This window comes from Enterococcus sp. DIV0210g (assembly GCF_050559705.1).
GTDB lineage: Bacteria > Bacillota > Bacilli > Lactobacillales > Enterococcaceae > Enterococcus_B > Enterococcus_B faecalis_A.
In genome coordinates, this window is record NZ_CP187903.1 from 2580001 (window position 1) to 2604361 (window position 24361).

General features: G+C 40.0%; 21 protein-coding genes, 1 tRNA gene, 2 rRNA genes and 1 other annotated feature (1 of these 25 cut by a window edge). Of the genes, 4 read left to right on the forward strand and 20 right to left on the reverse strand.

Annotated features, from left to right (window positions below; all coding sequences use genetic code 11):
• The 3 genes from IGI64_RS12310 to IGI64_RS12320 all read right to left on the reverse strand — a co-directional run.
• A 23S ribosomal RNA gene (locus IGI64_RS12310) occupies window positions 1-801 on the reverse strand (it extends 2113 nt beyond the left edge of the window).
• A gap of 177 nt (window positions 802-978) precedes the next feature.
• Window positions 979-1051, reverse strand: a tRNA-Ala gene (locus tag IGI64_RS12315).
• Window positions 1052-1129: 78 nt separating this feature from the next.
• Window positions 1130-2689, reverse strand: a 16S ribosomal RNA gene (locus IGI64_RS12320).
• The 16S and 23S rRNA genes sit together here with 1 tRNA gene alongside, the layout of an rRNA operon.
• Before the next feature lie 745 nt (window positions 2690-3434).
• Between IGI64_RS12320 and IGI64_RS12325 the strand changes: the two genes are divergently transcribed.
• From IGI64_RS12325 to serS, 3 genes are all read left to right on the forward strand, one after another.
• Entirely contained in the window at window positions 3435-4124 is a 690-nt protein-coding gene (locus IGI64_RS12325; RefSeq protein WP_016623136.1) for a response regulator transcription factor, read from the forward strand.
• Window positions 4111-5313 carry a sensor histidine kinase gene (locus tag IGI64_RS12330; protein WP_034861207.1) on the forward strand — a complete coding sequence of 401 codons (1203 nt, stop codon included), beginning with the start codon at window positions 4111-4113 and terminating at the stop codon, window positions 5311-5313. Before IGI64_RS12325 ends, IGI64_RS12330 begins: the two co-directional genes overlap by 14 nt.
• A gap of 32 nt (window positions 5314-5345) precedes the next feature.
• Window positions 5346-5555, forward strand: a binding site (T-box leader).
• Window positions 5556-5604: 49 nt separating this feature from the next.
• Window positions 5605-6876, forward strand: a complete 1272-nt coding sequence (gene serS / locus IGI64_RS12335) for a serine--tRNA ligase (protein WP_429940723.1) — start codon at window positions 5605-5607, stop codon at window positions 6874-6876.
• Window positions 6877-6932: 56 nt separating this feature from the next.
• Here serS and guaB read toward each other — a convergent pair whose 3' ends face one another.
• From guaB to IGI64_RS12400, 13 genes are all read right to left on the reverse strand, one after another.
• Complete coding sequence (gene guaB / locus IGI64_RS12340; protein WP_429940724.1) at window positions 6933-8417, reverse strand: IMP dehydrogenase; 1485 nt, start codon at window positions 8415-8417, stop codon at window positions 6933-6935.
• A gap of 155 nt (window positions 8418-8572) precedes the next feature.
• A complete protein-coding gene (locus IGI64_RS12345) occupies window positions 8573-9271 on the reverse strand; it encodes a DUF1129 domain-containing protein (protein WP_429940725.1) in 699 nt (232 codons plus the stop codon).
• Between the two features lie 89 nt (window positions 9272-9360).
• Window positions 9361-10461, reverse strand: a complete 1101-nt coding sequence (ychF, locus tag IGI64_RS12350; RefSeq protein WP_034861211.1) for a redox-regulated ATPase YchF — start codon at window positions 10459-10461, stop codon at window positions 9361-9363.
• A gap of 7 nt (window positions 10462-10468) precedes the next feature.
• Window positions 10469-10660, reverse strand: coding sequence for a DUF951 domain-containing protein (locus tag IGI64_RS12355; RefSeq protein ID WP_016623142.1), 192 nt, complete (start codon window positions 10658-10660; stop codon window positions 10469-10471).
• Between the two features lie 12 nt (window positions 10661-10672).
• Entirely contained in the window at window positions 10673-11563 is an 891-nt protein-coding gene (locus IGI64_RS12360; RefSeq protein ID WP_016623143.1) for a ParB/RepB/Spo0J family partition protein, read from the reverse strand.
• Window positions 11556-12317, reverse strand: coding sequence for a ParA family protein (locus tag IGI64_RS12365; RefSeq protein WP_016623144.1), 762 nt, complete (start codon window positions 12315-12317; stop codon window positions 11556-11558). Before IGI64_RS12365 ends, IGI64_RS12360 begins: the two co-directional genes overlap by 8 nt.
• Window positions 12318-12329: 12 nt before the next feature.
• Entirely contained in the window at window positions 12330-13040 is a 711-nt protein-coding gene (gene rsmG / locus IGI64_RS12370) for a 16S rRNA (guanine(527)-N(7))-methyltransferase RsmG (protein ID WP_429940726.1), read from the reverse strand.
• Window positions 13041-13242: 202 nt separating this feature from the next.
• Window positions 13243-14277, reverse strand: a complete 1035-nt coding sequence (locus IGI64_RS12375) for an FUSC family protein (protein ID WP_429940727.1) — start codon at window positions 14275-14277, stop codon at window positions 13243-13245.
• A 201-nt stretch (window positions 14278-14478) separates the two neighbouring features.
• Window positions 14479-16374 carry a tRNA uridine-5-carboxymethylaminomethyl(34) synthesis enzyme MnmG gene (mnmG, locus tag IGI64_RS12380; protein WP_016623148.1) on the reverse strand — a complete coding sequence of 632 codons (1896 nt, stop codon included), beginning with the start codon at window positions 16372-16374 and terminating at the stop codon, window positions 14479-14481.
• Window positions 16375-16434: 60 nt separating this feature from the next.
• A complete protein-coding gene (mnmE, locus tag IGI64_RS12385) occupies window positions 16435-17832 on the reverse strand; it encodes a tRNA uridine-5-carboxymethylaminomethyl(34) synthesis GTPase MnmE (protein WP_016623149.1) in 1398 nt (465 codons plus the stop codon).
• Between the two features lie 179 nt (window positions 17833-18011).
• Complete coding sequence (locus IGI64_RS12390; RefSeq protein ID WP_429940728.1) at window positions 18012-19304, reverse strand: hypothetical protein; 1293 nt, start codon at window positions 19302-19304, stop codon at window positions 18012-18014.
• A 31-nt stretch (window positions 19305-19335) separates the two neighbouring features.
• On the reverse strand, window positions 19336-19626 hold the full coding sequence (locus IGI64_RS12395) for a hypothetical protein (RefSeq protein WP_429940729.1): 291 nt from the start codon (window positions 19624-19626) through the stop codon (window positions 19336-19338).
• A gap of 29 nt (window positions 19627-19655) precedes the next feature.
• Window positions 19656-20927 carry a hypothetical protein gene (locus tag IGI64_RS12400; RefSeq protein ID WP_429940730.1) on the reverse strand — a complete coding sequence of 424 codons (1272 nt, stop codon included), beginning with the start codon at window positions 20925-20927 and terminating at the stop codon, window positions 19656-19658.
• Window positions 20928-21124: 197 nt separating this feature from the next.
• Between IGI64_RS12400 and IGI64_RS12405 the strand changes: the two genes are divergently transcribed.
• Window positions 21125-21463, forward strand: coding sequence for a heavy metal-binding domain-containing protein (locus tag IGI64_RS12405; RefSeq protein WP_016623153.1), 339 nt, complete (start codon window positions 21125-21127; stop codon window positions 21461-21463).
• A gap of 189 nt (window positions 21464-21652) precedes the next feature.
• Here IGI64_RS12405 and jag read toward each other — a convergent pair whose 3' ends face one another.
• From jag to rpmH, 4 genes are all read right to left on the reverse strand, one after another.
• Window positions 21653-22396, reverse strand: a complete 744-nt coding sequence (gene jag / locus IGI64_RS12410) for an RNA-binding cell elongation regulator Jag/EloR (protein WP_429940731.1) — start codon at window positions 22394-22396, stop codon at window positions 21653-21655.
• Between the two features lie 14 nt (window positions 22397-22410).
• A complete protein-coding gene (locus IGI64_RS12415) occupies window positions 22411-23232 on the reverse strand; it encodes a YidC/Oxa1 family membrane protein insertase (RefSeq protein WP_016623155.1) in 822 nt (273 codons plus the stop codon).
• Window positions 23229-23585: a ribonuclease P protein component gene (rnpA, locus tag IGI64_RS12420; RefSeq protein ID WP_016623156.1), complete on the reverse strand. Its 357-nt coding sequence runs from the start codon at window positions 23583-23585 to the stop codon at window positions 23229-23231. Before rnpA ends, IGI64_RS12415 begins: the two co-directional genes overlap by 4 nt.
• Window positions 23586-23702: 117 nt before the next feature.
• Window positions 23703-23837, reverse strand: a complete 135-nt coding sequence (rpmH, locus tag IGI64_RS12425; protein WP_002293121.1) for a 50S ribosomal protein L34 — start codon at window positions 23835-23837, stop codon at window positions 23703-23705.
• Window positions 23838-24361: the final 524 nt, after the last annotated feature.

Sequence of the window (24361 nt, forward strand, 5' to 3'; positions counted from 1 at the left end):
ATCCCCGCACTTTTCAACGTACGTGGGTTCGGTCCTCCAGTGCGTTTTACCGCACCTTCAACCTGGACATGGGTAGATCACATGGTTTCGGGTCTACGACTACATACTCAATCGCCCTATTCAGACTCGCTTTCGCTGCGGCTCCGTCTCTTCAACTTAACCTCGCATGCAATCGTAACTCGCCGGTTCATTCTACAAAAGGCACGCCATCACCCATTAACGGGCTTTGACTTGTTGTAGGCACACGGTTTCAGGTTCTATTTCACTCCCCTTCCGGGGTGCTTTTCACCTTTCCCTCACGGTACTGGTTCACTATCGGTCACTAGGGAGTATTTAGCCTTGGGAGATGGTCCTCCCGGATTCCGACGGAATTCCTCGTGTTCCGCCGTACTCAGGATCCTCCTAGGTGCTTTCCAAATTTTGTCTACGGGGCTTTCACCCTCTTTGACTGACTTTTCCAAGTCATTCGACTATCTGAAAAAACTACCATATCGGAGTCCTACAACCCCAGCAAGCAAGCTTGCTGGTTTGGGCTTTTCCCGTTTCGCTCGCCGCTACTCAGGGAATCGAATTTTCTTTCTCTTCCTGCAGGTACTTAGATGTTTCAGTTCTCTGCGTCTACCTCGAATGCGCTATGTATTCACGCAAACGTAACATCCTATAAAAGATGTTGGGTTCCCCCATTCGGAAATCTCTGGATCAAAGCTTACGTACAGCTCCCCAAAGCATATCGGTGTTAGTCCCGTCCTTCATCGGCTCCTAGTGCCAAGGCATCCACCGTGCGCCCTTATTCACTTAACCTTAATCAACCTTGCGGTTGGGTTTTGATCGTTACTTCTAGCGATAGAAGACGGATCAAGAAAATAAGCAATTGAACTTATTAAAAAACTCATTCAACGCGGTGTTCTCGGTTTTGTTACAATTTTTACTTCAATATCCAGTTTTCAATGAGCAAACTATAACAACTTTCGTTGTTAATGGAGCCTAGCGGGATCGAACCGCTGACCTCCTGCGTGCAAAGCAGGCGCTCTCCCAGCTGAGCTAAGGCCCCAGGTGATTCAATTGAGAGTAAACCTCTCAAAACTGAACAAAGTATCGACGAATGTGTAGTCTCCGTAATATTCCTTAGAAAGGAGGTGATCCAGCCGCACCTTCCGATACGGCTACCTTGTTACGACTTCACCCCAATCATCTATCCCACCTTAGGCGGCTGGCTCCAAAAGGTTACCTCACCGACTTCGGGTGTTACAAACTCTCGTGGTGTGACGGGCGGTGTGTACAAGGCCCGGGAACGTATTCACCGCGGCGTGCTGATCCGCGATTACTAGCGATTCCGGCTTCATGTAGGCGAGTTGCAGCCTACAATCCGAACTGAGAGAAGCTTTAAGAGATTCGCTTAGCCTTGCGACTTCGCAACTCGTTGTACTTCCCATTGTAGCACGTGTGTAGCCCAGGTCATAAGGGGCATGATGATTTGACGTCATCCCCACCTTCCTCCGGTTTGTCACCGGCAGTCTTGCTAGAGTGCCCAACTAAATGATGGCAACTAACAATAAGGGTTGCGCTCGTTGCGGGACTTAACCCAACATCTCACGACACGAGCTGACGACAACCATGCACCACCTGTCACTTTGCCCCCGAAGGGGAAGCTCTATCTCTAGAGTGGTCAAAGGATGTCAAGACCTGGTAAGGTTCTTCGCGTTGCTTCGAATTAAACCACATGCTCCACCGCTTGTGCGGGCCCCCGTCAATTCCTTTGAGTTTCAACCTTGCGGTCGTACTCCCCAGGCGGAGTGCTTAATGCGTTAGCTGCAGCACTGAAGGGCGGAAACCCTCCAACACTTAGCACTCATCGTTTACGGCGTGGACTACCAGGGTATCTAATCCTGTTTGCTCCCCACGCTTTCGAGCCTCAGCGTCAGTTACAGACCAGAGAGCCGCCTTCGCCACTGGTGTTCCTCCATATATCTACGCATTTCACCGCTACACATGGAATTCCACTCTCCTCTTCTGCACTCAAGTCTCCCAGTTTCCAATGACCCTCCCCGGTTGAGCCGGGGGCTTTCACATCAGACTTAAGAAACCGCCTGCGCTCGCTTTACGCCCAATAAATCCGGACAACGCTTGCCACCTACGTATTACCGCGGCTGCTGGCACGTAGTTAGCCGTGGCTTTCTGGTTAGATACCGTCAAGGGATGAACAGTTACTCTCGTCCTTGTTCTTCTCTAACAACAGAGTTTTACGATCCGAAAACCTTCTTCACTCACGCGGCGTTGCTCGGTCAGACTTTCGTCCATTGCCGAAGATTCCCTACTGCTGCCTCCCGTAGGAGTCTGGGCCGTGTCTCAGTCCCAGTGTGGCCGATCACCCTCTCAGGTCGGCTATGCATCGTTGCCTTGGTGAGCCGTTACCTCACCAACTAGCTAATGCACCGCGGGTCCATCCATCAGCGACACCCGAAAGCGCCTTTCAAATCGGAAACATGCGTTTCTGATTGTTATACGGTATTAGCACCTGTTTCCAAGTGTTATCCCCTTCTGATGGGCAGGTTACCCACGTGTTACTCACCCGTTCGCCACTCTTTTTCTTTCGGTGAAGCAAGCTTCGGTGAAAGAAAAAGCGTACGACTTGCATGTATTAGGCACGCCGCCAGCGTTCGTCCTGAGCCAGGATCAAACTCTCATAAAAAGTTCGAAACAATCTTGCGATTGTTAAGCTCAAAAATTGTTTGCTAGCATATTGCTTGCTTTTAAAAATGTTTGTTGTTCTTGATTAAATCAAGAACGCCCTACACATTTGGTTCGTCTTACTTTGTTCAGTTTTCAAAGGTCTACTTGAATTGCCGTAGCAACTTTTATATCTTAGCAAACATCGAAGTCGATGTCAACACTTTTTTCAAAAAGTTTTTTTCGCTTGTTTCGCGAAGTGCTTTTAGCAACTCATTTATAATAACTTGTAAGTTGTTATTTGTCAAGAAGTTTTTTCAAGTTTTTTATTGATGTATCAACGAAAAACCAACTTCTTATTTAAACGACTTTGTTATTCTATCACGATGCGAACATCTCGTCAATAACTTTTTTGAATTTTTTTATTCGAAAAATGTTACGTTCTGTTCTCGTGAACAAATAATAATATACCAACTTCGTTTTCCAAAGTCAACATGAAAATCGTTGATTTAACAACATTTTTCTATAGTCGATCAATAAAAAAGAATCTGACTTTTTTGTTCGTATTTACGTGTTTTTTTGCTTAAAAATTATTATTTCTACACATAAACATTCACATTTTTAGTGTATAATTGGTTTATATTCTTTCATAAAGGGCTTTGTCGTCTAAATTTTTCTTAACAAAGCACTGCTTTTATCTATTTATCCGTTTTTTTGATAGAATATTATTGAAAGAAACATATAATTTTTCTGGAGGAACATTACTTATGAAAATATTGATTGCTGATGACGATAAAGAAATCGTTGAATTACTTAGTATCTATGTACACAATGAAGGATACGAAGCTGTAAAAGCTTATGATGGAAAGGATGCTCTTTCAAAGATTCGTACAATTCCTGACATCGAACTTCTGATCCTTGATATCATGATGCCGGAAATGGACGGTATGCAAGTAGTAAAAGAATTGCGGAAAGAATCACAGATCCCGATCATCATGCTGACAGCGAAAACAACTGATATGGATAAAATCAAAGGACTTGTCGCTGGTGCAGATGATTATGTAACAAAACCATTCAACCCATTAGAAGTCATGGCTCGCGTAAAATCATTGCTTCGCCGAACAAAAATGCAGATCACAGCGGAACAACCCGATATATTAGAAGTAAACTCTTTGATCATCAATAAAGATTCGCATGAAGTAAAAACAATTGATGGAAAAGAAATCCAATTGACTGCTTTGGAATTTGGTATCTTATACTTGCTAGCTAGCCATCCGAACAGAGTATTCAGTGCAGATGAGATTTTTGAACGTGTGTGGAAACAAGAAAGTATCGTTTCTGCAAAAACCGTTATGGTACATGTCAGCCACTTGCGCGATAAAATCGAAGAAGCAACTGGTGGGGAAAAAGTCATTCAAACAGTTTGGGGAGTAGGTTATAAAATTGACGCCCGTTAACAAATCTATTGAGAAACGTCGTCGGATCATCTTGACCTCAAAGGAAATCAGCGAACTGCTAGCAGAAGGAATTATAACTGTTATTCTTTTACTTCTATTAAATGTCGCTGTTTTGGTTGTACTCAATTATGTAGTCAGCACTTCACCTTCTTTAACTAATGCTATTTGGGATTCTAAAAACATTTTTGCAGAACGGTTGAATACCGATTTGTTTTGGAATGGGCGAAACTTTCTTATTCCTATCTTCCTATTCCTTGATCTAGCTGTCCTCTACTGGCGTTTGATTCGCCGATACCGACAAATGCAGCTTCGACATATCATTAGCGAACTGCACTATATCGCAAACGGCAACTATGATCACCGAATCCCGTTTGAACTTAGCGGCGATCTTAGTCGAGTCGTTACTAGTATCAATGGATTGGTAGACAGCACGGTAGCCGCCATTGAAGATGAGCGGAAGATCGAACAGTCGAAAGATGAACTGATTACCAATGTCAGTCACGATATCCGCACCCCTCTGACTTCCATTATTGGGTATCTTGGATTGATTGAAGATGGTCAATACCATTCGATGGATGATTTATTGAAATATACACATACCGCTTATGTTAAAGCAAAGCAAATGAAACTTTTGGTCGATGACTTATTTGAATATACTAAGGTCAGACAGCCAGCTGTTCCCGTAAACTTCTCTGCTTTTGACATGATTCAACTGATTGAACAATTAGCTGCTGATTTCGAACTGGAAGCTTCAAAAAAACATATCCAGATTTTAGTCAAAACAAAAGAAAGTTCGCTCATTATGGATGGCGATACGGAAAAACTTGTCCGAGTCTTCAATAATCTGCTGACAAATGCACTGAAATACGGAAAAGGTGCCGATAAAATCGTGATCAATGTAGAAAAAATCGGTACAGAAGCTGTCGTCACTGTGAAAAACAACGGGACAATGATTCCCAAAGAAGCAATCGATAATCTGTTCGACCGTTTCTATCGTGTAGAAGAGTCAAGATCTCAAGAAACAGGTGGAACAGGCCTTGGATTAGCCATTGCACAAAGTATCGTGGCTCTTCATGGCGGCTATATCTATGCGAAATCTACCAAGGACTGGACATCCTTCATTATGCATTTACCATTGAAACGCAACAAAAAAGCACCGGTCCAGACAAATAGTATTGACGAAATCTAGAAATTTAGATATTCTATATTTATCTAAATGAGACCAACACACTGAACCTTAGTACAATTTATTTCCTCTTAGAGAGCTGATGGCCGCTGAAAATCAGCAGGAAATAATTTGGAATTCCAGTTCTTGTAATGTGTGTCTTTCGAAATAAGAAAGACCGGCTGACAACCGTTATTTCGTTGACAAGGGCAGCTTAACGCTGAACTTGGGTGGTACCGCGATTTAATGACTATTTCGTCCCAAGATTTTTTTGGGGAGAAATAGTCTTTTTTATTTTAAGGAGGAGGAAATGATATGTTAGATGTAAAAATGATCCGTCAAGATTTTGAAACTGTTGAAAAGAAATTGCTGACTCGCGGCGTAAAAAAAGAGAAATTGACTGAATTTTTGACGCTGGATGAAAACCGCAGAAAACTTTTAGTCCAAAGTGAAGATTTAAAAAAATACCGTAATGATGTTTCTGGAGAAATCGCCTTGCTGAAACGCAACAAAGAAGATGCCAGTGGAAAAATCGAAGAAATGAAAGAAGTCGGCGGCAAAATCAAAGCGCTTGATACTGAAATCAGTGAAATCGATGAAAAAATCCAAGAAATCGCTACAACTTTGCCAAACTTGCCAGATGATTCTGTACCTGTAGGCCAAGATGAAGACGACAATGTTGAAGTTCGCAAATGGAGTACCCCTCGCCAATTCGCTTTTGAGCCAAAACCTCATTGGGAAGTAGCTGAAAATCTTGGTATCCTTGATTTTGAACGCGGCGCAAAAGTTTCTGGCAGCCGTTTTGTTTATTACAAAGGTTTGGGTGCTCGCTTAGAAAGAGCGGTATACAACTTCATGTTGGATCAGCATGTCTATGAACATGGATATACAGAAATGATCACTCCTTATTTGGTAAACAGCCGAGCAATGTTTGGTACTGGTCAGTTTCCTAAGTTCAAAGAAGATGTCTTCCAATTAGAAGATACAGATTTGACACTTATCCCAACTGCGGAAGTACCATTGACAAACTATTACAATGACGAGATTTTAGATGGAAAAGATCTTCCTATCTACTTCACAGCCCTTAGCCCTGCATTTCGTTCAGAAGCTGGAAGCGCCGGTAGAGATACACGCGGATTAATCCGTCTTCACCAATTCAATAAAGTAGAAATGGTCAAGTTTTCTGATGCTGAACATTCTTATGAAGAACTAGAAAAAATGACAAACGATGCGGAAGAAATCTTGAAGAAACTGAACCTGCCATATCGTGTGATGGCTTTATCAACAGGTGACATGGGCTTCTCTGCTGCTAAAACGTACGATTTGGAAGTATGGATTCCAGCACAAGACGCTTACCGCGAAATCAGCTCTTGCTCAAACTGTGAAGATTTCCAAGCACGCCGCGCAATGATCCGTTACCGTGATGCAGAAGGCAAAATCAACTATGCGCACACATTGAATGGTTCTGGTTTGGCAGTCGGCCGAACAGTTGCTGCGATTTTGGAAAATTACCAAAACGAAGATGGTTCTGTTACTGTACCAGAAGCTCTTGTTCCTTACATGGGCAATTTAAAAGTAATCAAATAATCACTATAGAAAAAGCGGACGAGCTATTGGATAGCTTGTCCGCTTTTTTATGGTTTTTAAGATTCAACAGAATAGTTTGGTGCTTCTTTTGTGATTTGTACATCATGAGGGTGAGATTCTTTTAATCCGCTGCCGCTCATTTGGATAAATTGTGCATCATCTCTTAGGCTCTTCAAGTTGGCTGCACCAACATAACCCATTCCGGATTTCAAACCGCCGATCATTTGGAAGATGATATCAGAAACGCTGCCTTTGTAAGCAACACGTCCTTCAATACCTTCTGGAACCAATTTGTTTGCTTCATTGACGCCGCCTTGGAAGTAACGATCACTTGAACCTTTTTCCATTGCGCCCAATGAACCCATTCCGCGATATGTTTTAAAGCGGCGTCCTTGGAAGATCTCGAATTCACCTGGAGACTCGTCTGTACCAGCTAGCATACTTCCAAGCATTACTGCATGTCCGCCAGCTGCAAGTGCTTTGACGATATCGCCAGAATACTTGATCCCGCCGTCTGCAATGATTGCTTTTCCATATTGTCTAGCAACAGATGCTGCATCATAGATTGCTGTTAATTGAGGTACACCTACCCCAGCAACAACACGTGTTGTACAGATTGATCCTGGTCCAATCCCTACTTTTACAACGTCTACGCCTGCATCATACAGTGCTTTGGTTGCTTCTGCAGTTGCTACGTTTCCGGCAATCAATGTTGCTTCTTTGAATGTATCGCGGATTTCGCGGATTTTACGGATAACACCTGCGCTGTGACCATGAGCTGTATCGATAACGATCGCATCCACGCCAGCTGCAATCAATGCTTCTGCACGTTCAAATGTATCGCTTGTAACGCCAACAGCTGCGGCAACTAGCAAACGACCATGCTGATCTTTTGCTGCGTTCGGAAATTCAATCACTTTTTCAATATCTTTGATAGTGATCAAACCGCTCAAATGGCCGTCTTGGTCAACGATTGGTAATTTTTCGATTTTGTGTTTTTGCAGGATTTTTTCTGCATCTTTTAGAGAAGTTCCTTCTGGGGCTGTCACTAAGTTTTCTTTTGTCATCACATCAACGATCGGCATATGGTAGTCTGTCACAAAACGCATATCTCGGTTCGTGATGATTCCCACTAGCTTGCGGTTTTCCAATGTTTCGACGATTGGTACACCACTGATGCGGTATTTGCTCATCAATTCTTCTGCATCGGCAACTAAATGTTGTGGTGTTAAGAAGAATGGATCGATGATAACGCCGCTTTCTGAACGTTTTACTTTTCGTACTTCTTCTGCTTGTTGTGCGATTGTCATGTTTTTGTGAACGACGCCTAATCCGCCTTGACGAGCCATTGCGATCGCCATTTTGCTGTCAGTAACAGTATCCATACTTGCACTGATGATCGGAATGTTCAACTTAATGTTTTTTGCCAATTGTACGCTCATATCCACTTCGTTTGGTAACACGTGACTTTCTGCCGGTATCAATAAGACATCGTCGAAAGTATAGCCTTTTTTCGTGAACTTTGTTTCCCAGTTGGACATTTTTAGTACCACTCCTCTAATTTAATTTTATCTATGAAAATAACAGATTCTTCAATTCAAGTCAATAGCTGGCTGACGATTCGCCATTTTTGTTTAAAAAAAGCCTGGAACATTTCTTTCATTCAAAAGATGTTCCAGACTTCTTAACTGCTTTTTTATCTTCTTGGGACAGATAGACTGCCTATAACGCCGTATTTTTTCTTCAAGTAATAACGAAGTGCTAAAGCTGCAGCTCCGATGATAATAACGAAGATCGGCTGTAATAACGGATTGATAGCTGGCGGAAGCAAGGTTGTTGCTGAAAAAGCAAGTACCCATACCAGCGTGGAGCCCACTAAAATCAGAAGTGTTTTCATCATGCCAGGTTTTTTGCTTTTATCTGCACCAGGATGTTCATATTGGTAGATATATTTGTACATCATGTAGAATACCCAGCCGCCGACGATTGATCCTAACAGCAATGTCGTGATTCCGTATGCTGGTGTTGTTTCACGTGAAAACATACCGACGATTGCGATCATCAGGCTCAATAAACCTAACAGCAGCAATGTATTGTCTAACCACATCAACACAGGAGATGTTGAAGATTGTGCAGGTTTCACGGGTTTAGCAATGATTGCTTCTGTTCGTTCAGAAACTGTTCCGAATAATTGACGGGCTGTTTTTCCGCCTTTTTGTTCTTTGACTAGTGTAGGCAAAATATCGTGTAATGCCTTCACTTTTTCTTCTTCTGTCAGATTCGCAGCAGTAAGTGATTTTTTCAGGTCAAAGATGTACTGCTGGTTTCTCTTTGTTAACTCTGTTTCCAACTTATCGTTTTCTTTAACGATTTCGCGTAGTTGCTCTGGCTCCATTATCAACTTTTCCTCCTTCGCCGTTGTTCCCTACAACGGTTTTCACAAAAGCTATTTTAACATATACAAGTTAAATATCCATTACTTTCTTATACATTAAAGCGGAACAGCATAACGTCTCCATCTTGTACTACGTAATCTTTTCCTTCAAGTCGAACGCGTCCTGCTTCTTTTGCGGCATGCATACTTCCATATTTATCTAAATCTTCGAATGAGACTGTTTCTGCTCGGATAAATCCACGCTCAAAGTCAGTATGGATGATTCCTGCTGCTTGCGGTGCTTTGATCCCTTTGCGGAATGTCCATGCACGTACTTCTTGTTCGCCTGCTGTAAAGTAAGTTGCTAGACCAAGCAGATCATAAGCTGCTCGGATCAATTGATCTAGACCAGATTCTTCGATACCTAAAGCTTCTAAGAATTCTGCTTTGTCTTCGTCTTCTAATTCAGCGATTTCTTCTTCTGCGCGAGCGCTGACTACGATTACTTCCGCATTTTCTTCCGCAGCAAAATTGCGTACTTCTTGAACATAGCGGTTGCTTTCAGCATCTGCGACTTCATCTTCTGCCACGTTTGCTACGTATAGGATTGGTTTCGTTGTCAATAAGAACAAGCTTCGAACGATTTTTTGTTCTTCGTCTGTAAATTCAATAGATCTTGCAGAACGTCCATCTTCTAGAACTGGTTTGATTTTGTCTAAAACAGCCAATTCCGCAACTGCATCTTTGTCTTTTGTTTTAGCAATTTTAGCGACTCTTGTATAACGTTTAGTAACGGACTCTAAATCTGCTAAGACAAGTTCAAGATTGATTGTATCGATATCTGCTAAAGGATCTACTCTTCCTTCTACGTGAGTGATGTTGTCGTCATCGAAACAACGAACCACGTGACAGATCGCATCTACTTGGCGAATGTGACTTAAAAATTGGTTTCCTAAACCTTCACCTTTGCTGGCGCCTTTTACGATACCGGCAATATCTGTAAATTCAAATGTTGTTGGGACAGTTTTCTTTGGATTGACAAGTTCTGTCAAACGTTGTAAACGCCAGTCTGGTACTTCTACCATTCCTACGTTTGGATCGATTGTCGCAAAAGGATAGTTTGCTGCTTCTGCGCCAGCTTTTGTGATTGCATTGAATAAAGTAGATTTTCCTACGTTAGGTAAACCTACGATTCCTGCTGTTAATGCCATAAATTGTTCACTCTTTCTCTGCTTTTTTTTCAAGAACTTTTTTTAATCTTTTTTCAAAATCGCGTCGTGTCATCATAACGATGTGTCCGCAGTTCGTACATTTTATTTTGATATCGGCACCCATTCGGATGATTTCCCAACGGTTTGCCTGACAAGCATGAGGTTTTTTCATTTCGATGATATCGCCTAGATCATACATAAAATCCCTCCTTTACTCTTCGTCAAATTGTATATTAAGGATATCCAAAATCCTTGTCAAATCTGATTGCGAAAGATATTCGATTTCGATTTTTCCTTTGCCGTCTTTTTCTTGGATAGCCACACTTGTTCCAAATTTATCCATCAGACGATCTTCGCTTTCTCTGATGTAATACGGTTTTTCTTTAACTAAACGCGGTATTTTTTTCTTGTTTTTACCATCATTTTTATTCAATTCCGAAACGATTTGTTCCAACTGACGGACGGTCAAGTTTTCGGATACCGCACGATTTGCTAATTTCAAAATCATGTCTTTGTTTTTCAGACCTAAAAGTGTTCGTGCTTGGCCCATTGATAAACGCTGATCTTGGACCATTTCTTTTACAAGGTCTGGTAATGACAGCAGACGAAGGTAGTTCGCAATGTATGGGCGGCTTTTGCCTAAACGTTTTGCGACTTCTGCTTGTGTCAATTTCAAATTCTTCATCAGCATCTCATATGCTTCGGCTTCTTCTAAAGGATTCAAATCTTCCCGCTGCAAATTCTCCAAAACCGCGACTTGCATCATTGCTTCTTCATCAAACTCACGAATGATTGCCGGAATCGTTTCTTTTTCTGCTAATTTTGAAGCTCTGAAACGACGTTCTCCTGCAATGATCTCGTATCCTTTGACAGAAGATTTTCGAACGATTATTGGCTGAAAAACACCTGATTGTTCAATCGAATTGGCCAATTCTTGCAAAGAGATTTCTTCAAAAGTTTTTCGCGGCTGATATGGATTCGGGCGCAGTTCATTTAACGGGAGTTGCAAAACAGCTTCATTTTGGACATCAACAGTTTCCAAATTCTCTAAATCTTGGAACAATGCATTGATTCCTCGTCCTAAACCTTTATTTTTACCCACGATCTACCACTTCCTTTGCTAATGCTTGATAGACTTCTGCACCTCTTGAACGTGGATCATAATCGATAATCGGCTTCCCATGACTTGGTGCTTCAGAAAGACGGATATTTCTTGGAATGATCGTATCATATACTTTTTCACGGAAATAACGACGAACTTCTTCCACGACTTCCGTTCCAAGGTTTGTTCTTGCATCGTACATCGTCAATAAAACACCTTCGATCTCTAGTTCTGGATTAAAGTGCTTTTGGACTAAACGAACAGTATTCAGCAATTGGCTCAAACCTTCCAACGCATAATATTCGCACTGGACAGGAATCAAGATCGAATCACTGGCTGTAAAAGAATTGATAGTTAGATGGCCTAAAGAAGGCGGACAATCGATCAAAATATAATCATACATATCTTTCACTTCAGATAATGCACCTTTCAATCGTGATTCTCGTGCCATCATCGAAGTCAACTCGATCTCTGCACCAGCCAGCTGTAATGTTGCTGGAACGATGCTTAGATTTTCGTGCTCTGTGATCAGCGTTGCTTCAGTTACTGGTGTCTCATTTACCAGGACATCATAAATATCTTTTTCGACGTCAGGTTTTCTGATACCTACTCCGCTGGTAGCATTTCCTTGCGCGTCGATGTCGACAAGAAGGACTTTTTTGCCTAATGATGCAAGACAAGCCCCTAGATTAACGGTGGTTGTTGTTTTCCCAACACCGCCTTTTTGGTTTGCGACAGAAATAATTTGTGCCATGGTTTTCCTCCCTCACATTGGCTGCTTGTTGGGCATGCCTGGTTTTCTTGGATATTTTTTAGGTGTTGGTTTCTTTTTCTGGATGGCGATGATATGACGCTGATCCTCGATTTTCGGCAAAGTCAGTGCACTTTCCTTGATCAATTTTCCGCCAAGAATCGCAATCGCATGTTTTGCTTCGGAAATTTCTTCTTCACTTTTGGCTGCTTTCATCGCGTAGAAAAAGCCGTCCATTTTTACTAAAGGCAAACATAGTTCAGACAAAACATTCAACCGAGCGACTGCACGTGCAGTGACAAAATCAAACGTTGCTCGGAACGATGGGTTTTGACCAAATGTTTCTGCCCGATCGTGATAAAGATTTGCCTCTATCTTTAATTTTTTCGTTAATTCGCTCAAAAAAGTGATTCGTTTGTTCAAAGAATCTACAATCGTGATTTGAAGGTCGGGAAACGCGATTTTCAAAGGAATGCTTGGAAAACCAGCTCCTGAACCCACGTCGCAAAGTGTGCGTGCTTCGGTAAAATCCGCTTCAAATGCTAATGTCAAAGAATCGTAAAAGTGTTTCAAATACACTTCATTTCGCTCAGTGATAGCTGTCAGGTTCATTTTTTCGTTCCACTCAACCAGCATTTTATAATAGTTATCAAATTGTTCCATTTGATAATCTGAAAGATGGATTTGTTTTTCCGCTAATAATTCTCGAAATTCTTCTGGAGTCATGACTATTCCTTTCATTTGTGAAACAGACAATGTTTCACAGATTCTCTCCCTACTTTAACGCAAAATAGAAGGAGTTGCAATGGTTCGTGTGGAAACTTAAAAAGAAATAAGGGGTTGTAAAAAAGCTGTTCCATTTTCCTGCTTTTACAAAGACAAAACCGTCCAAAATAGAATCTATTTTAGACGGTGCGTGATTGTCAGGTTATTCTTCTGACTCTAATTTTTTTCGTACGACAGTTAAATAATGCTGTAATCCAATAGTCATTACCCAAGCAGCGCCTAGTCCAATAAAACTGCCAATGATGATTCCCAAAAAGCGGTATTCAATCAAAGAAATCAAATAAGCGCCTCGAATAAGTGTCGAAAGCATCAGCGCCATCGGGTTAAGAAAAATATTGGCAACAGCGTAATTTCTAGCAACCAAGAATTGAGCAATACCATAAAGAAAAGTAATGAGAAAAATCGTCTGCAGCTGTGTGAACGGCACGAATGATAATACTGCGGATACACATAAGCCGCCCATCGAGCCAATCAAGTATTGCACTTGACGATGTTTCATTGCGTCTAAATTCTCTGCTAGAAGGATTGATGCACATGAAAGCGTCAGCCAGTAAGGATTATGCAAATTCAACCCGTGACTGACATATACAGAAAGAAATAAGGCCGCACTGTAGAAAACAGAGTCGATGATCACTAAAGGTTCTTCATGAAATCTTTCTTTTAATGTTGTTGGTTCGATTACTTGCTCCGGGCGCTTATCCAGTAGTTTCGTGATTACTGCAGCAATCAGTGAAAAAACGACCCCCATGAAAAAGAAAAGAGAAACAATCGGTAATTGATGGAGCGGCAGCTGCATACTCGTGCCCATAGCAGAAAGCATCGCAAAGAACAAGCCGCCTGGTTTTGAGATATGGAACAATCTCAAAACGAATCTGCTGGAAAAAGCGACTGCTGCCACAGCAAAAGGTTCAAGCCACAATACATAGGTCGATAAAATCCCTAGTACAAAGGCAAATAAAAGACCGCATCCAATGAAAAACATGCGTTTCAATAAATATTTCATGGGTATATTTTGATAATAAAAAAATGTAAAAATTCCTAGTGAAGAAAAGCTCGAAATCAAAAAGTCATGATTTATGTACCCTAGCCATAATACAATAAAAATAAGAAGCATTAGATTCATGATTCGATAAGGGTTATCCTGTATTTTATTAAAGCGGAAATAAGTTTTGAGCAATCTAGCACTCCTTTCTCATAAAGTTTGTCAGTAAAATATCCAATAAGCGCTATATTTTTTCTGTTTTCCGGCAGCACTATCTAGTATAACCATTGTTTCTTTATTTTCCATAAAAAAGCCCGCATAGAAAAAAACAACTCGAAAAATCCGCATAAAAAACGGAACCTTTCGAGTCGTTTCAAAAACGTTGGTATGCTGGTATTACGCCTGCACTTTCGCAATCTTGCCTTGTTCGATGTAGACCATCAAAATGCTTAGGTCAGCTGGATTTACACCGCTGATCCGGCTTGCTTGGGCAATTGTTTCTGGCTGGATTTTGTGCAATTTTTGTTTTGCTTCGGTTGCCAATCCATTGATAGCATTGTAATCGATGTTTTCAGGAATTCGTTTTGCTTCCATGCGCTTCAGTTTTTCAACTTTTTCTAGGGCTTTTTTGATGTAGCCTTCATACTTGAGTTGGATTTCTACTTGCTCGATTTCTTTTGCTGTCAGTTCTTGGTTTTCAGGAATAAAGCGCAAAAGATCTTGATAAGAAATTTCTGGTCGACGCAAGAAATCACTCGCTAATACACCATCTTTTAGCGGTGCAGCACCGATTTCTTTCAAGAATGCTTGAACATCTTCGTTTGGTTTGATACGAATAGACATCAACCGTTTGATTTCTGTTTCTACAGCTTCTTTTTTCGCTAAATATGCTTGGTATTGGCCTTCTTCTACTAAGCCGATTTGATGACCAAATTCTGTCAAACGCAAGTCTGCATTGTCGTGACGAAGAAGCAGACGATATTCTGCTCTTGAAGTCAAAAGACGGTAAGGTTCATTGGTTCCTTTTGTTACAAGGTCATCGATCATAACACCGATATAACCATCACTTCTTTTCATGACAAAAGGTTCTTTTCCTTGGATTTTCAACGCTGCATTGATACCAGCAATCAGTCCTTGTCCTGCAGCTTCTTCATATCCGCTGGTTCCGTTTGTTTGGCCAGCTGTATAAAGGTTCTCTATGACTTTTGTTTCTAAAGTTGGGCGTAGTTGATGCGGAACGACCACATCATATTCGATAGCATAGCCCGTACGCATCATTTCTGCTTTTTCTAAACCAGCAATGGAATGAAGCATGTCTGTTTGAACGTCCTCTGGTAAAGAAGTCGATAAACCTTGAACATATACTTCTTCTGTATTCAATCCTTCTGGTTCTAAAAATAATTGGTGACGAGGTTTGTCTGCAAATCGGACGATTTTATCTTCGATCGAAGGGCAGTAACGCGCACCGACTCCTTCAACGATTCCAGTAAACATTGGCGCACGATGCAGATTTTCACGAATGATTTCATGCGTGCCTTCACTTGTATAAGTCAACCAGCAAGATTCTTGGTCTAAATTATAGGCGCTGTCTGGTGTACTGAAACTAAAATGATTTGGTTCTTTGTCGCCGGGCTGCTCTTCTGTCACCGAATAATCGATCGTACTTGATTTCACGCGCGGCGGTGTTCCTGTTTTGAAACGTGCGATCTCAAAACCTAAGCTTTTCAAATGATCTGCTAGGCCGATCGATGGTTGAGAGTTATTAGGCCCTGATGAATATTTCAATTCACCAATGATGATTTCGCCTCGAAGTGCTGTTCCGGCAGTGATAACTACTGCTTTTGCTTGGTATTTAGCACCTGTTGAAGTAACAACACCTTGGCAAATCCCATCTTCAACGACAAGTTCTTCAACGATTCCTTGGCGCAACGTCAAATTTGGTTCTTTTTCGATCGTACGTTTCATTTCATTGGCATACGCATGTTTATCTGCTTGTGCTCTCAAAGCTCGTACGGCAGGACCTTTCCCTGTATTCAGCATGCGCATTTGGATGTATGTCTTGTCGATATTTTTACCCATTTCTCCGCCGAGTGCATCGATTTCTCTTACAACGACCCCTTTTGCCGGACCGCCGACAGAAGGATTACATGGCATAAAAGCAACCATATCTAGATTTATCGTCAATAACAATGTTTTTGCGCCCATTCGCGCTGCGGCTAATGCGGCTTCTGATCCTGCATGACCAGCGCCTACAACAATCACGTCATACGCTTCTGCTTGATAGTGATTCAATGTTTGTTCCTCCTTGGTTATTTTCTTTTCATTTTTACGTTAAAATCAGGTATTTCCTGGTTATTTTCCTAGACAAAATTGACTGAATAATTGAGTGATCAATTCATCTTGTACGCTGTCGCCAACCACTTCGCCTAAATAATCCCAACAGCGAGTCATATCGATTTGAACGAGATCGACAGGCATTCCTGCTTCAATTCCGTTGATGACTTCGTCTAATGCGATCGATGCATTTTCAAGTAAGGCGATATGTCGGGTATTTGAAACATACGTCGCATCTCTTTCCCCAGTTTGGCCGCCGAAAAACAGGTCGGCAATTGCTGCTTCTAGTTGGTCGATTCCGTCATTTTCCATGACGGAGATCGCAAATAGGGGTTCATTTTTTACATATTGATCAAGCATTTGGCGATCTAGTTTGCTTGGCAAATCTGTTTTATTCAATAAAATGATACGTTTTAGTCCATTGGTTGCTTCCAGCAAAGCAATGTCTTCTTGGCTTAATTCTTCGCTTTGGTTTAAAAGAAGTAAAATCAAATCAGATTCTGCAAGAGCTTTGCGGCTGCGTTCCACACCGATTTGCTCCACAAGATCTTCCGTTTCTCGGATGCCAGCTGTATCGATCAGTTTCAAAGGGACGCCTCTTACGTTGACATATTCTTCGATCACATCACGGGTAGTCCCAGCGATATCTGTTACGATTGCTTTGTCTTCCCGAAGAAGATGGTTCAATAAACTTGATTTTCCGACATTTGGCCGGCCAATAATTGCGGTACTTAATCCTTCACGCAATATTTTTCCTTGTTTAGATGTCGCTAATAAACCGCGAATCTGTTGTTGGACCATTTGTGCTTTTTCTAGTAAAAGTCTTGTGGTCAATTCCTCTACATCGTCATATTCAGGGTAATCGATATTTACTTCTACTTGTGCTAATGTTTCTAAGATTTCTTGACGCAATGAACGAATTAATGAAGACAGATTTCCGTCTAACTGATTCAACGCCAAATTCATCGCTTTATCTGTTTTTGCTCGGATCAGATCCATCACAGCTTCCGCTTGTGAAAGATCGACACGACCGTTTAAAAATGCGCGTTTCGTAAATTCACCTGGCTCTGCCAAGCGTGCGCCTTCGCGTAAAAGAAGCTGCAATATTTGATTGACTACGACGATTCCGCCGTGACAGTTGATTTCTACTACGTCTTCGCGTGTAAAAGTTTTAGGTGCTCGCATAACGGACACCATTACTTCATCAATCACTTGCTGACTTTTAGGATCAACAAGATGTCCATAATGGATCGTGTGTGTCGGTACGTCTGCTAAACTCTTTTTCCCTGCTTGATAAACCGTATCGGCTATCTGTACTGCTTTATCCCCACTCAAGCGAACAATACTGATTGCTCCTTCACCTGGTGGCGTCGAAATTGCCGCAATCGTGTCAAATTCTAATGTGATCTCAGCCATTTTTACACTCCTTTTCTGATTATAGGCACAAAAAAAGTGCCCACTCCACCCCTTAAAATTAATGGGTGGACTTCGCACTTTGACTGCTCGTTCCTGATTAAATTCTTGTCATAGACTATCATATTTGCTTCGATGAGGCAAGTATTTCTGTATTTCTTTCTTGTATTCTTGTAAAACATTCAACACCTAACTGAACGATCCTTTGATTGGCTTTCTGCAACAATTCTTTTGTGAACTTCCTCTATTTTTCTTGTGGCGAGTTTATGGATAAGCGGGTCGTTATTCTTTAATGCTTTCTTGCTTTCTTCTCGAATATAATTGATTTTATCTTTTGGCAATTTATATATACTGTTCAATTCACTCGGCATTACTTTCTCTTTAATTGGTGTAATAGGAATTAAATTGATCACTCCTCTATTTAATTTACGCAGATACAAACACAATTCAAGTTTTTCTTTTAGTTTATAATATTTACTATCGTTTTGAGCTCTTGTTTTCTTTAACAACTGATAAACAACATGCCCATCTTTCAGAAGAATAGTACTATCTATACTGCTTTTCAATTTTATTAGATGATTAACAGCGATTTGAACGATGACACTGTTATATTTTTCAGTTGTCAAATCTTTATATTTCGTTTTTACTGCTTTTTCGCCATCCACCAACAGATCTTTTACGGGATATACTTCGCCTAATACATACTTTAGAGCACTATTGAGGTTATTAATTGAACAATTACCCTGACCAGCTTGGCTCCTTCCTATATGGGCGCACAGCCTCTCCTCTTGAGCTAAGGTCCTAAAAACAGCGTATAAAGAATAAGAATGTTTCATCAACGCATTTTCTACGACTTGATTTTCTTTTTTAGGATAACCCAAACCTAGGTGCAGAATATTCGCGATTACCAACCTATTCTTTTCTGTATTTTCGATTGTATAACGATAAGTTGTTCTGCTCTGCGTTTCATAGTTGGTGATTCTGCTATTATTCCTTCCTGGTCTTTCTTCTGCCTTATCAAAAATAGAAACAATAAGCTGATTTTCTTTTTTCATCAAAATCAATGTAACGCCATGCAATTCACTTGAACCAGGTATATTTTTTAGGAGTACAGGTATAACCAGGAAACTGTCACGATTATTATTTTCTAATTCAGTGATGTAATTTGGAAATAAATTGGGCCTAATTGAAGCGTAAATGCTCTTTTGCAAAGAATCTTTGATCAGTTCTTGTTTTCTATCTGAAAAAGCTTCTGGGCAAACATCGAGCAACTGCTGGTACAAGGCCATAAATTCGATTTCTGTCTGGAATTCATAAACAAATTCCGTGTGACAATCATTCTCTTTTAAGTTCAAGTGTTGAAAAATAATATCGCATACATCCCTAGTATAGTAGTTACTATTTAGGTAAGTCGTTCTTAACTCATCTGCTTCTTGGATATATTTGTCCGCTTCTTCTTTTGTTAGGAATTTCATGTATTTTTCTCCTTTCTTCTTTTTTTAATATTCAACGAGTAAATGAGGTATCCTTTACTTTTCTTTCAGTCATGATTTTTTGATGGACTTCTGTTATCTTGCGTATCATGTTTTGAGAAACTGGAGGGACAATATTATTCAATAAGTGATGGCTTTTTTCTTGAATATAGTTGATTTCTTCTTCCGTCAATTTATAAAGGCTGCTTAATTCTTCTTTCATTACCGGGTGTCCAATTGAAGTATTTGGTATTAAATGAATGTATTTTTCATTTTCCTCCTGCATATATTTGCCCAATTCGACTTTTTCAGCAAATCTGTCCAATCCTTTTTTATTTGTTGCTCTTGCTTTCTTTAATAAATGATAGATAGTTCCTTGCTTCTTTTTTTGATTTCGCTGATTTCAGACGATGATAGGTGCTTTAAATCCTTTACGTATTTATTTTCATTTGCTGAAAGCTGGCTATTTTTATCGTATGGATAATTGAGCAGAGAAACTTCGGGTCTTCTAGGAATAGTCATTTTATCTATGACATATCTATAATATTGACGTAAATTTTCAGCTTGTTTTATTTTCCTCACAAACTTTTCTTCCAAAGATAATGATGCACGTGTTTCTTTCAATTGTTTGTATTGAATGTATTCATTTTCCAAACTTTCTTTTACACGTTGAGAAAAACCAGCTTTCACTAAATGATTGCTGATCAGTTGCGTTATCGTACTATTCAACTGTTTTTTCGTTACCCCGTTATATTTCATTTTGATAGCTTTTGTCCCATCTGGTAATATGACCCCTGTTTCATGAGGTGCTCCAAATAGATATTGTAATGCTGCATTGATATTTTTAATCTCACAATTTCCCTGTGTATATTGTGCTCTTGCAATGTGTTTGGCGTAATAGCTCTTTTCAGAAAACTTATCTAATTCCTTAAATGGCGCATAATACATTACAGGATCATCTGTCTCAAAAAGATTTATCTCTTCGGCTGTAAAGTGAATTCTGCCTATTCGGAGTACATTTGCTAACTTTATGATATTTTCCCTTGTGTCTTTGATCTCATAAGTATAGTTGATACAAAGTTCTGCAGAATCCTCATTTTCCCAACCATTACGAGGAAATTCTTTTAATTGTGCTTCTTTCTCATGCATATCTGGCCCTATTCCTGCTTTATCAATCGTTTCAACGAAAAATTTCGACTCTTTTTTTCTTATGATAACAGTACAACCATGTGAACCAACTTTATTATCTTTATAAGGAAAATTAAATCCTATTGGAACAATCAGAAAACTGTCAGGATTATCTGGAATCAATTCAGAAAGAAAATCCCCGGCTAGTTCTGTACATGCTGAAATATAGATGCTTTTCTGCAACGACTCTTGCATCTGGTCAGTATTTCTTCCTGCAAATAATTCTGGATGGATCTCTGCTGCTTTGGAGTAAATAGTTAAATATTCTAATATTGGGTCTACCGAAAATTTAAAATGTGGTTTGATTTCATTTGATTTTAAATTTAAATGTTGTAAATAAGTATCATATAATTCAACAGCATATTTTGGATCTTTTATGTAATCTTCCCTCATTTTATTCACCATGGCGATCCGTTCTTCTCTATCTTTTTCATTCAAAAATGTCATCTTCTTATCCTTTCCGCTAACGCTGTTTACTTTGAATAAAGTCTAGCACTGTTTTATGGGGAATTTTTGCCGTAAAAGACCTATTTGTTCGAAAAAAAGAAATAAAAGAACAGCAATTCTTTCTTTACTTCTTTTTGCGTAAAAAGGTACACTTAAATCAGGTATCAAAATCTTTTAGGAGGAATGCTATGACAGGACATGGAAAACACGCAGAAAGAGACGGAACAAATAACCGCATAAATGAAATCGTTTTATCGACTGGGAACGTCAATCGAAAGTATATTGTTCGAGATATTATTTTTGCTGCTGATCGTTTAGAGGTAGATTTATTTGATCCCAGCTTGGACACAAATGCCCTATTTTCTACCGTCAGCTACAAACTGAAAGAAAAAGCATTTGAATATGGCGCACATGCCGTGATCAACTGTCATTTCGAACATGAGCAAATCAAAAAAGGCGACACTTATATCTTGGAAGTTTTCGCCTATGGCACAGTTATCCAATTTATCCAAACAAATATTGGATAAAGAGTGTGCGCTATGCTAACTATTTTGGAAAATGAACAAACAAAAAAGGCCGGAGCTGGCAAGCTCCGACCTCTTTTTTTACCAAAGTAAGTGACTACTTCATCGTATACTCTGATAAGAATGATTTCTAGTAAAATATACTTTGTTTAAAAAACTTTGTCAACGAGATTTCTCTAAAAAGTAGCAGGATCAGTAAAATTTTTTGACCGGTTCCACTACGAGATAGCGATAAGGCTCGTCTCCTTCAGAATGTGTTTTTACATATTCGTTTTTGCTTAACGCCGCGTGGATCTGTTTCCGCTCAAAAGCAGGCATCGGTTCCAAGAACACTGGCTGCCTTGTACGCTTTACTTTTTCCGCTGTTCGTTCAGCTAAACGCTGGATGATTTCTTTGCGCTTCTCGCGGTAGTTGCCGACGTTTACGACAACTGAAAGTTTATTTTTTGCCACACGATGGATAAACACTTGTGCGAGATATTGAAGTGCATTCAATGTTTTTCCATGTTTGCCGATCAAGATCCCTTGTTTTTGTGTCTCAAGCTGGAAAATGATGAGTGAGCCTTCTCTTTCGATTTTTACGAGCGCTGGTGCATCCAAATGTTTGGTGATTTCGGTCAGATAGACTGCTAATTCCGTTAAAGCTGCTTCATCATCTAGGTCGCTTAATTCTTTTTCTTTCACTTCTTCTGTTTCATCAGCAATCTCAGGGGGTTCAGTTTCTAGAATATCTTCTACTGTCTCCTCTACTGTTTCCGAAATGACTTCACTCAATGTGGGTTCAATAGAAACACGGGCATTTTTTCTTCCCATTCCCAGAAAACCTTTTTTTCCTTCTTCAAGGATTTCAATCGTAACATCTTCTTTGGTCAGTTCTAAAGCATCAAGTCCGTAACGAATGGCTTCGTCGACTGTGGCAGCTTCATAAATCGGCATTAGCACTACCTCCTTTATTTTTTGCGTTTTTTCTTCGTATTCATCGCTTTTTGCAATGCGCGTTCTTTTTCTCTGATTTTACGTGCTTCTTCTTCACGCTCTCTGCGGATCTTGAACGGATTATTCAGCATCAACGTTTGCATTACTTGGAAAGCATTTGAGATTACCCAGTATAGTGAAAGACCGCTGGCTAGGTTGATACCCATTACCAAGATCATCAAAGGCATCGCAAAATTCATGATTTTTGTTGATGGATTTGATTCCAATTGGCTCATACTTGATAAGTACGTACTTGCAAAAGTAAAGATAGCCGCCAAAACAGGTAAAATAAATGTCGGATCTGCCTCACCTAAGTTCAACCATAGGAAATGACCTTGTTTTAGTTCAGGCACGCGGGAAATTGCTTGCCACAACGCCATCAAGATCGGCATCTGAACAAGAAGCGGTAAACAGCCGGCATATGGATTTACGCCATTTTCTGCATAGAGACGCTGCTGCTCTTCTCTTAATTTCGCTTGTGTATCTGGATCTTTTGACGCATATTCCTGCTGCAGAGCTTTCAGTTTCGGTTGAAGCTCTTGTGTTTTCCGCATACTTTTCGTTTGGATATGCATCAAAGGAAGTAAAATCATTCGGATGACCAAGGTAAACAGGATGATCCCGATCCCAGCATTTCCAAATGATAAGAATTTGATTGCTTGAGCAAAATAATAAACGATGTATCGGTCCCACACACCTGTACTTTGCGCACTCACTTCTCCTGTGCCGCAACCTGATAGTACGAGGATCAAACCGATGACTCCCATCATCAAAAGTAAACGTTTGTATTTCTTCACGCTCTCTTTTCCTCTCTATTGATTATTTTTGCAAGTTTTAAGACATGGATTAGATTTGAGCGAATCTCTGCATAAGTTAACTCTTTTGTACTTGGCCGTGCAATAACGATAAAATCCAATTCTGGATCGATTTCTTCTTTTATAGAATAAATCGCTGCACGTATTTTCCGTTTGACGTCATTTCGGCAGACTGCATTTCCGACTTTTTTGCCCACTGACAGACCAACTCTGAAATGCGGCTGGTTTTCTTTCGCGAGTTTATAAACGACGAATTTGCGGTTCGCAAAAGAAGCACCGGTTTGAAAAACGGTTTGGAACTCTTTTTCTTTTTTCACTCGATACGCTTTTTTCATTTATTTTCTTTCCTTTTCTATCTCTCACTTACGAAAACCATCATACCATATTTGGTTGACTCAATTCATCCTTTCCATAAAAAAGGACATAAAAAAAACCACTGTAACCCCAGTGGCTTAAGCAGAAAGAACTTTTCTTCCTTTACGACGACGGCTTGCTAAAACACGACGACCGTTTTTAGTACTCATACGTTTACGGAATCCGTGAACTTTTTGACGTTTACGTTTATTTGGTTGGTATGTTCTTTTCATCCTTATTCCACCTCCGAAAATCTTATCTATATCCTATTAAGTACAGACATACTTTGACATTATAACGAGAAGTCGCTTGTTTTGTCAATACAAAATAGAAAGAGAATGTTGCCAAAGTTATCCACACGAAGAAAAATCACCCGTGCATACATTGTGGATTGAGTTATGCACAGGCTTTTTTCCACAAAAGTTTTACTAAGGGTTTTACACAAATAAAGAGGGTGTAAAAAACGAAATCCACAGAATACTTTCTTCTTGTGGATTAGTCCCTTTAACAATTGGTACAAAAGAGAAAGTTATTAACAGCTACTTGTTAAAAAATAGTTTTTACCCGGAGTTTTCCACCTGTGAATTAAGCTTGTGGAAAACATTTTTCCCTGCTTGTTGATTTTCCATTTTTATTTTTCCCGTTTATGTGGATAATCTCATTAAAATTATTTTTTTATCTTAATTCTGTGGAAAACTTAGAAGAAAGATGATAAATTAGTACTAGCTATTTACTTTTTTAAAAAGGAGGAGGCCTC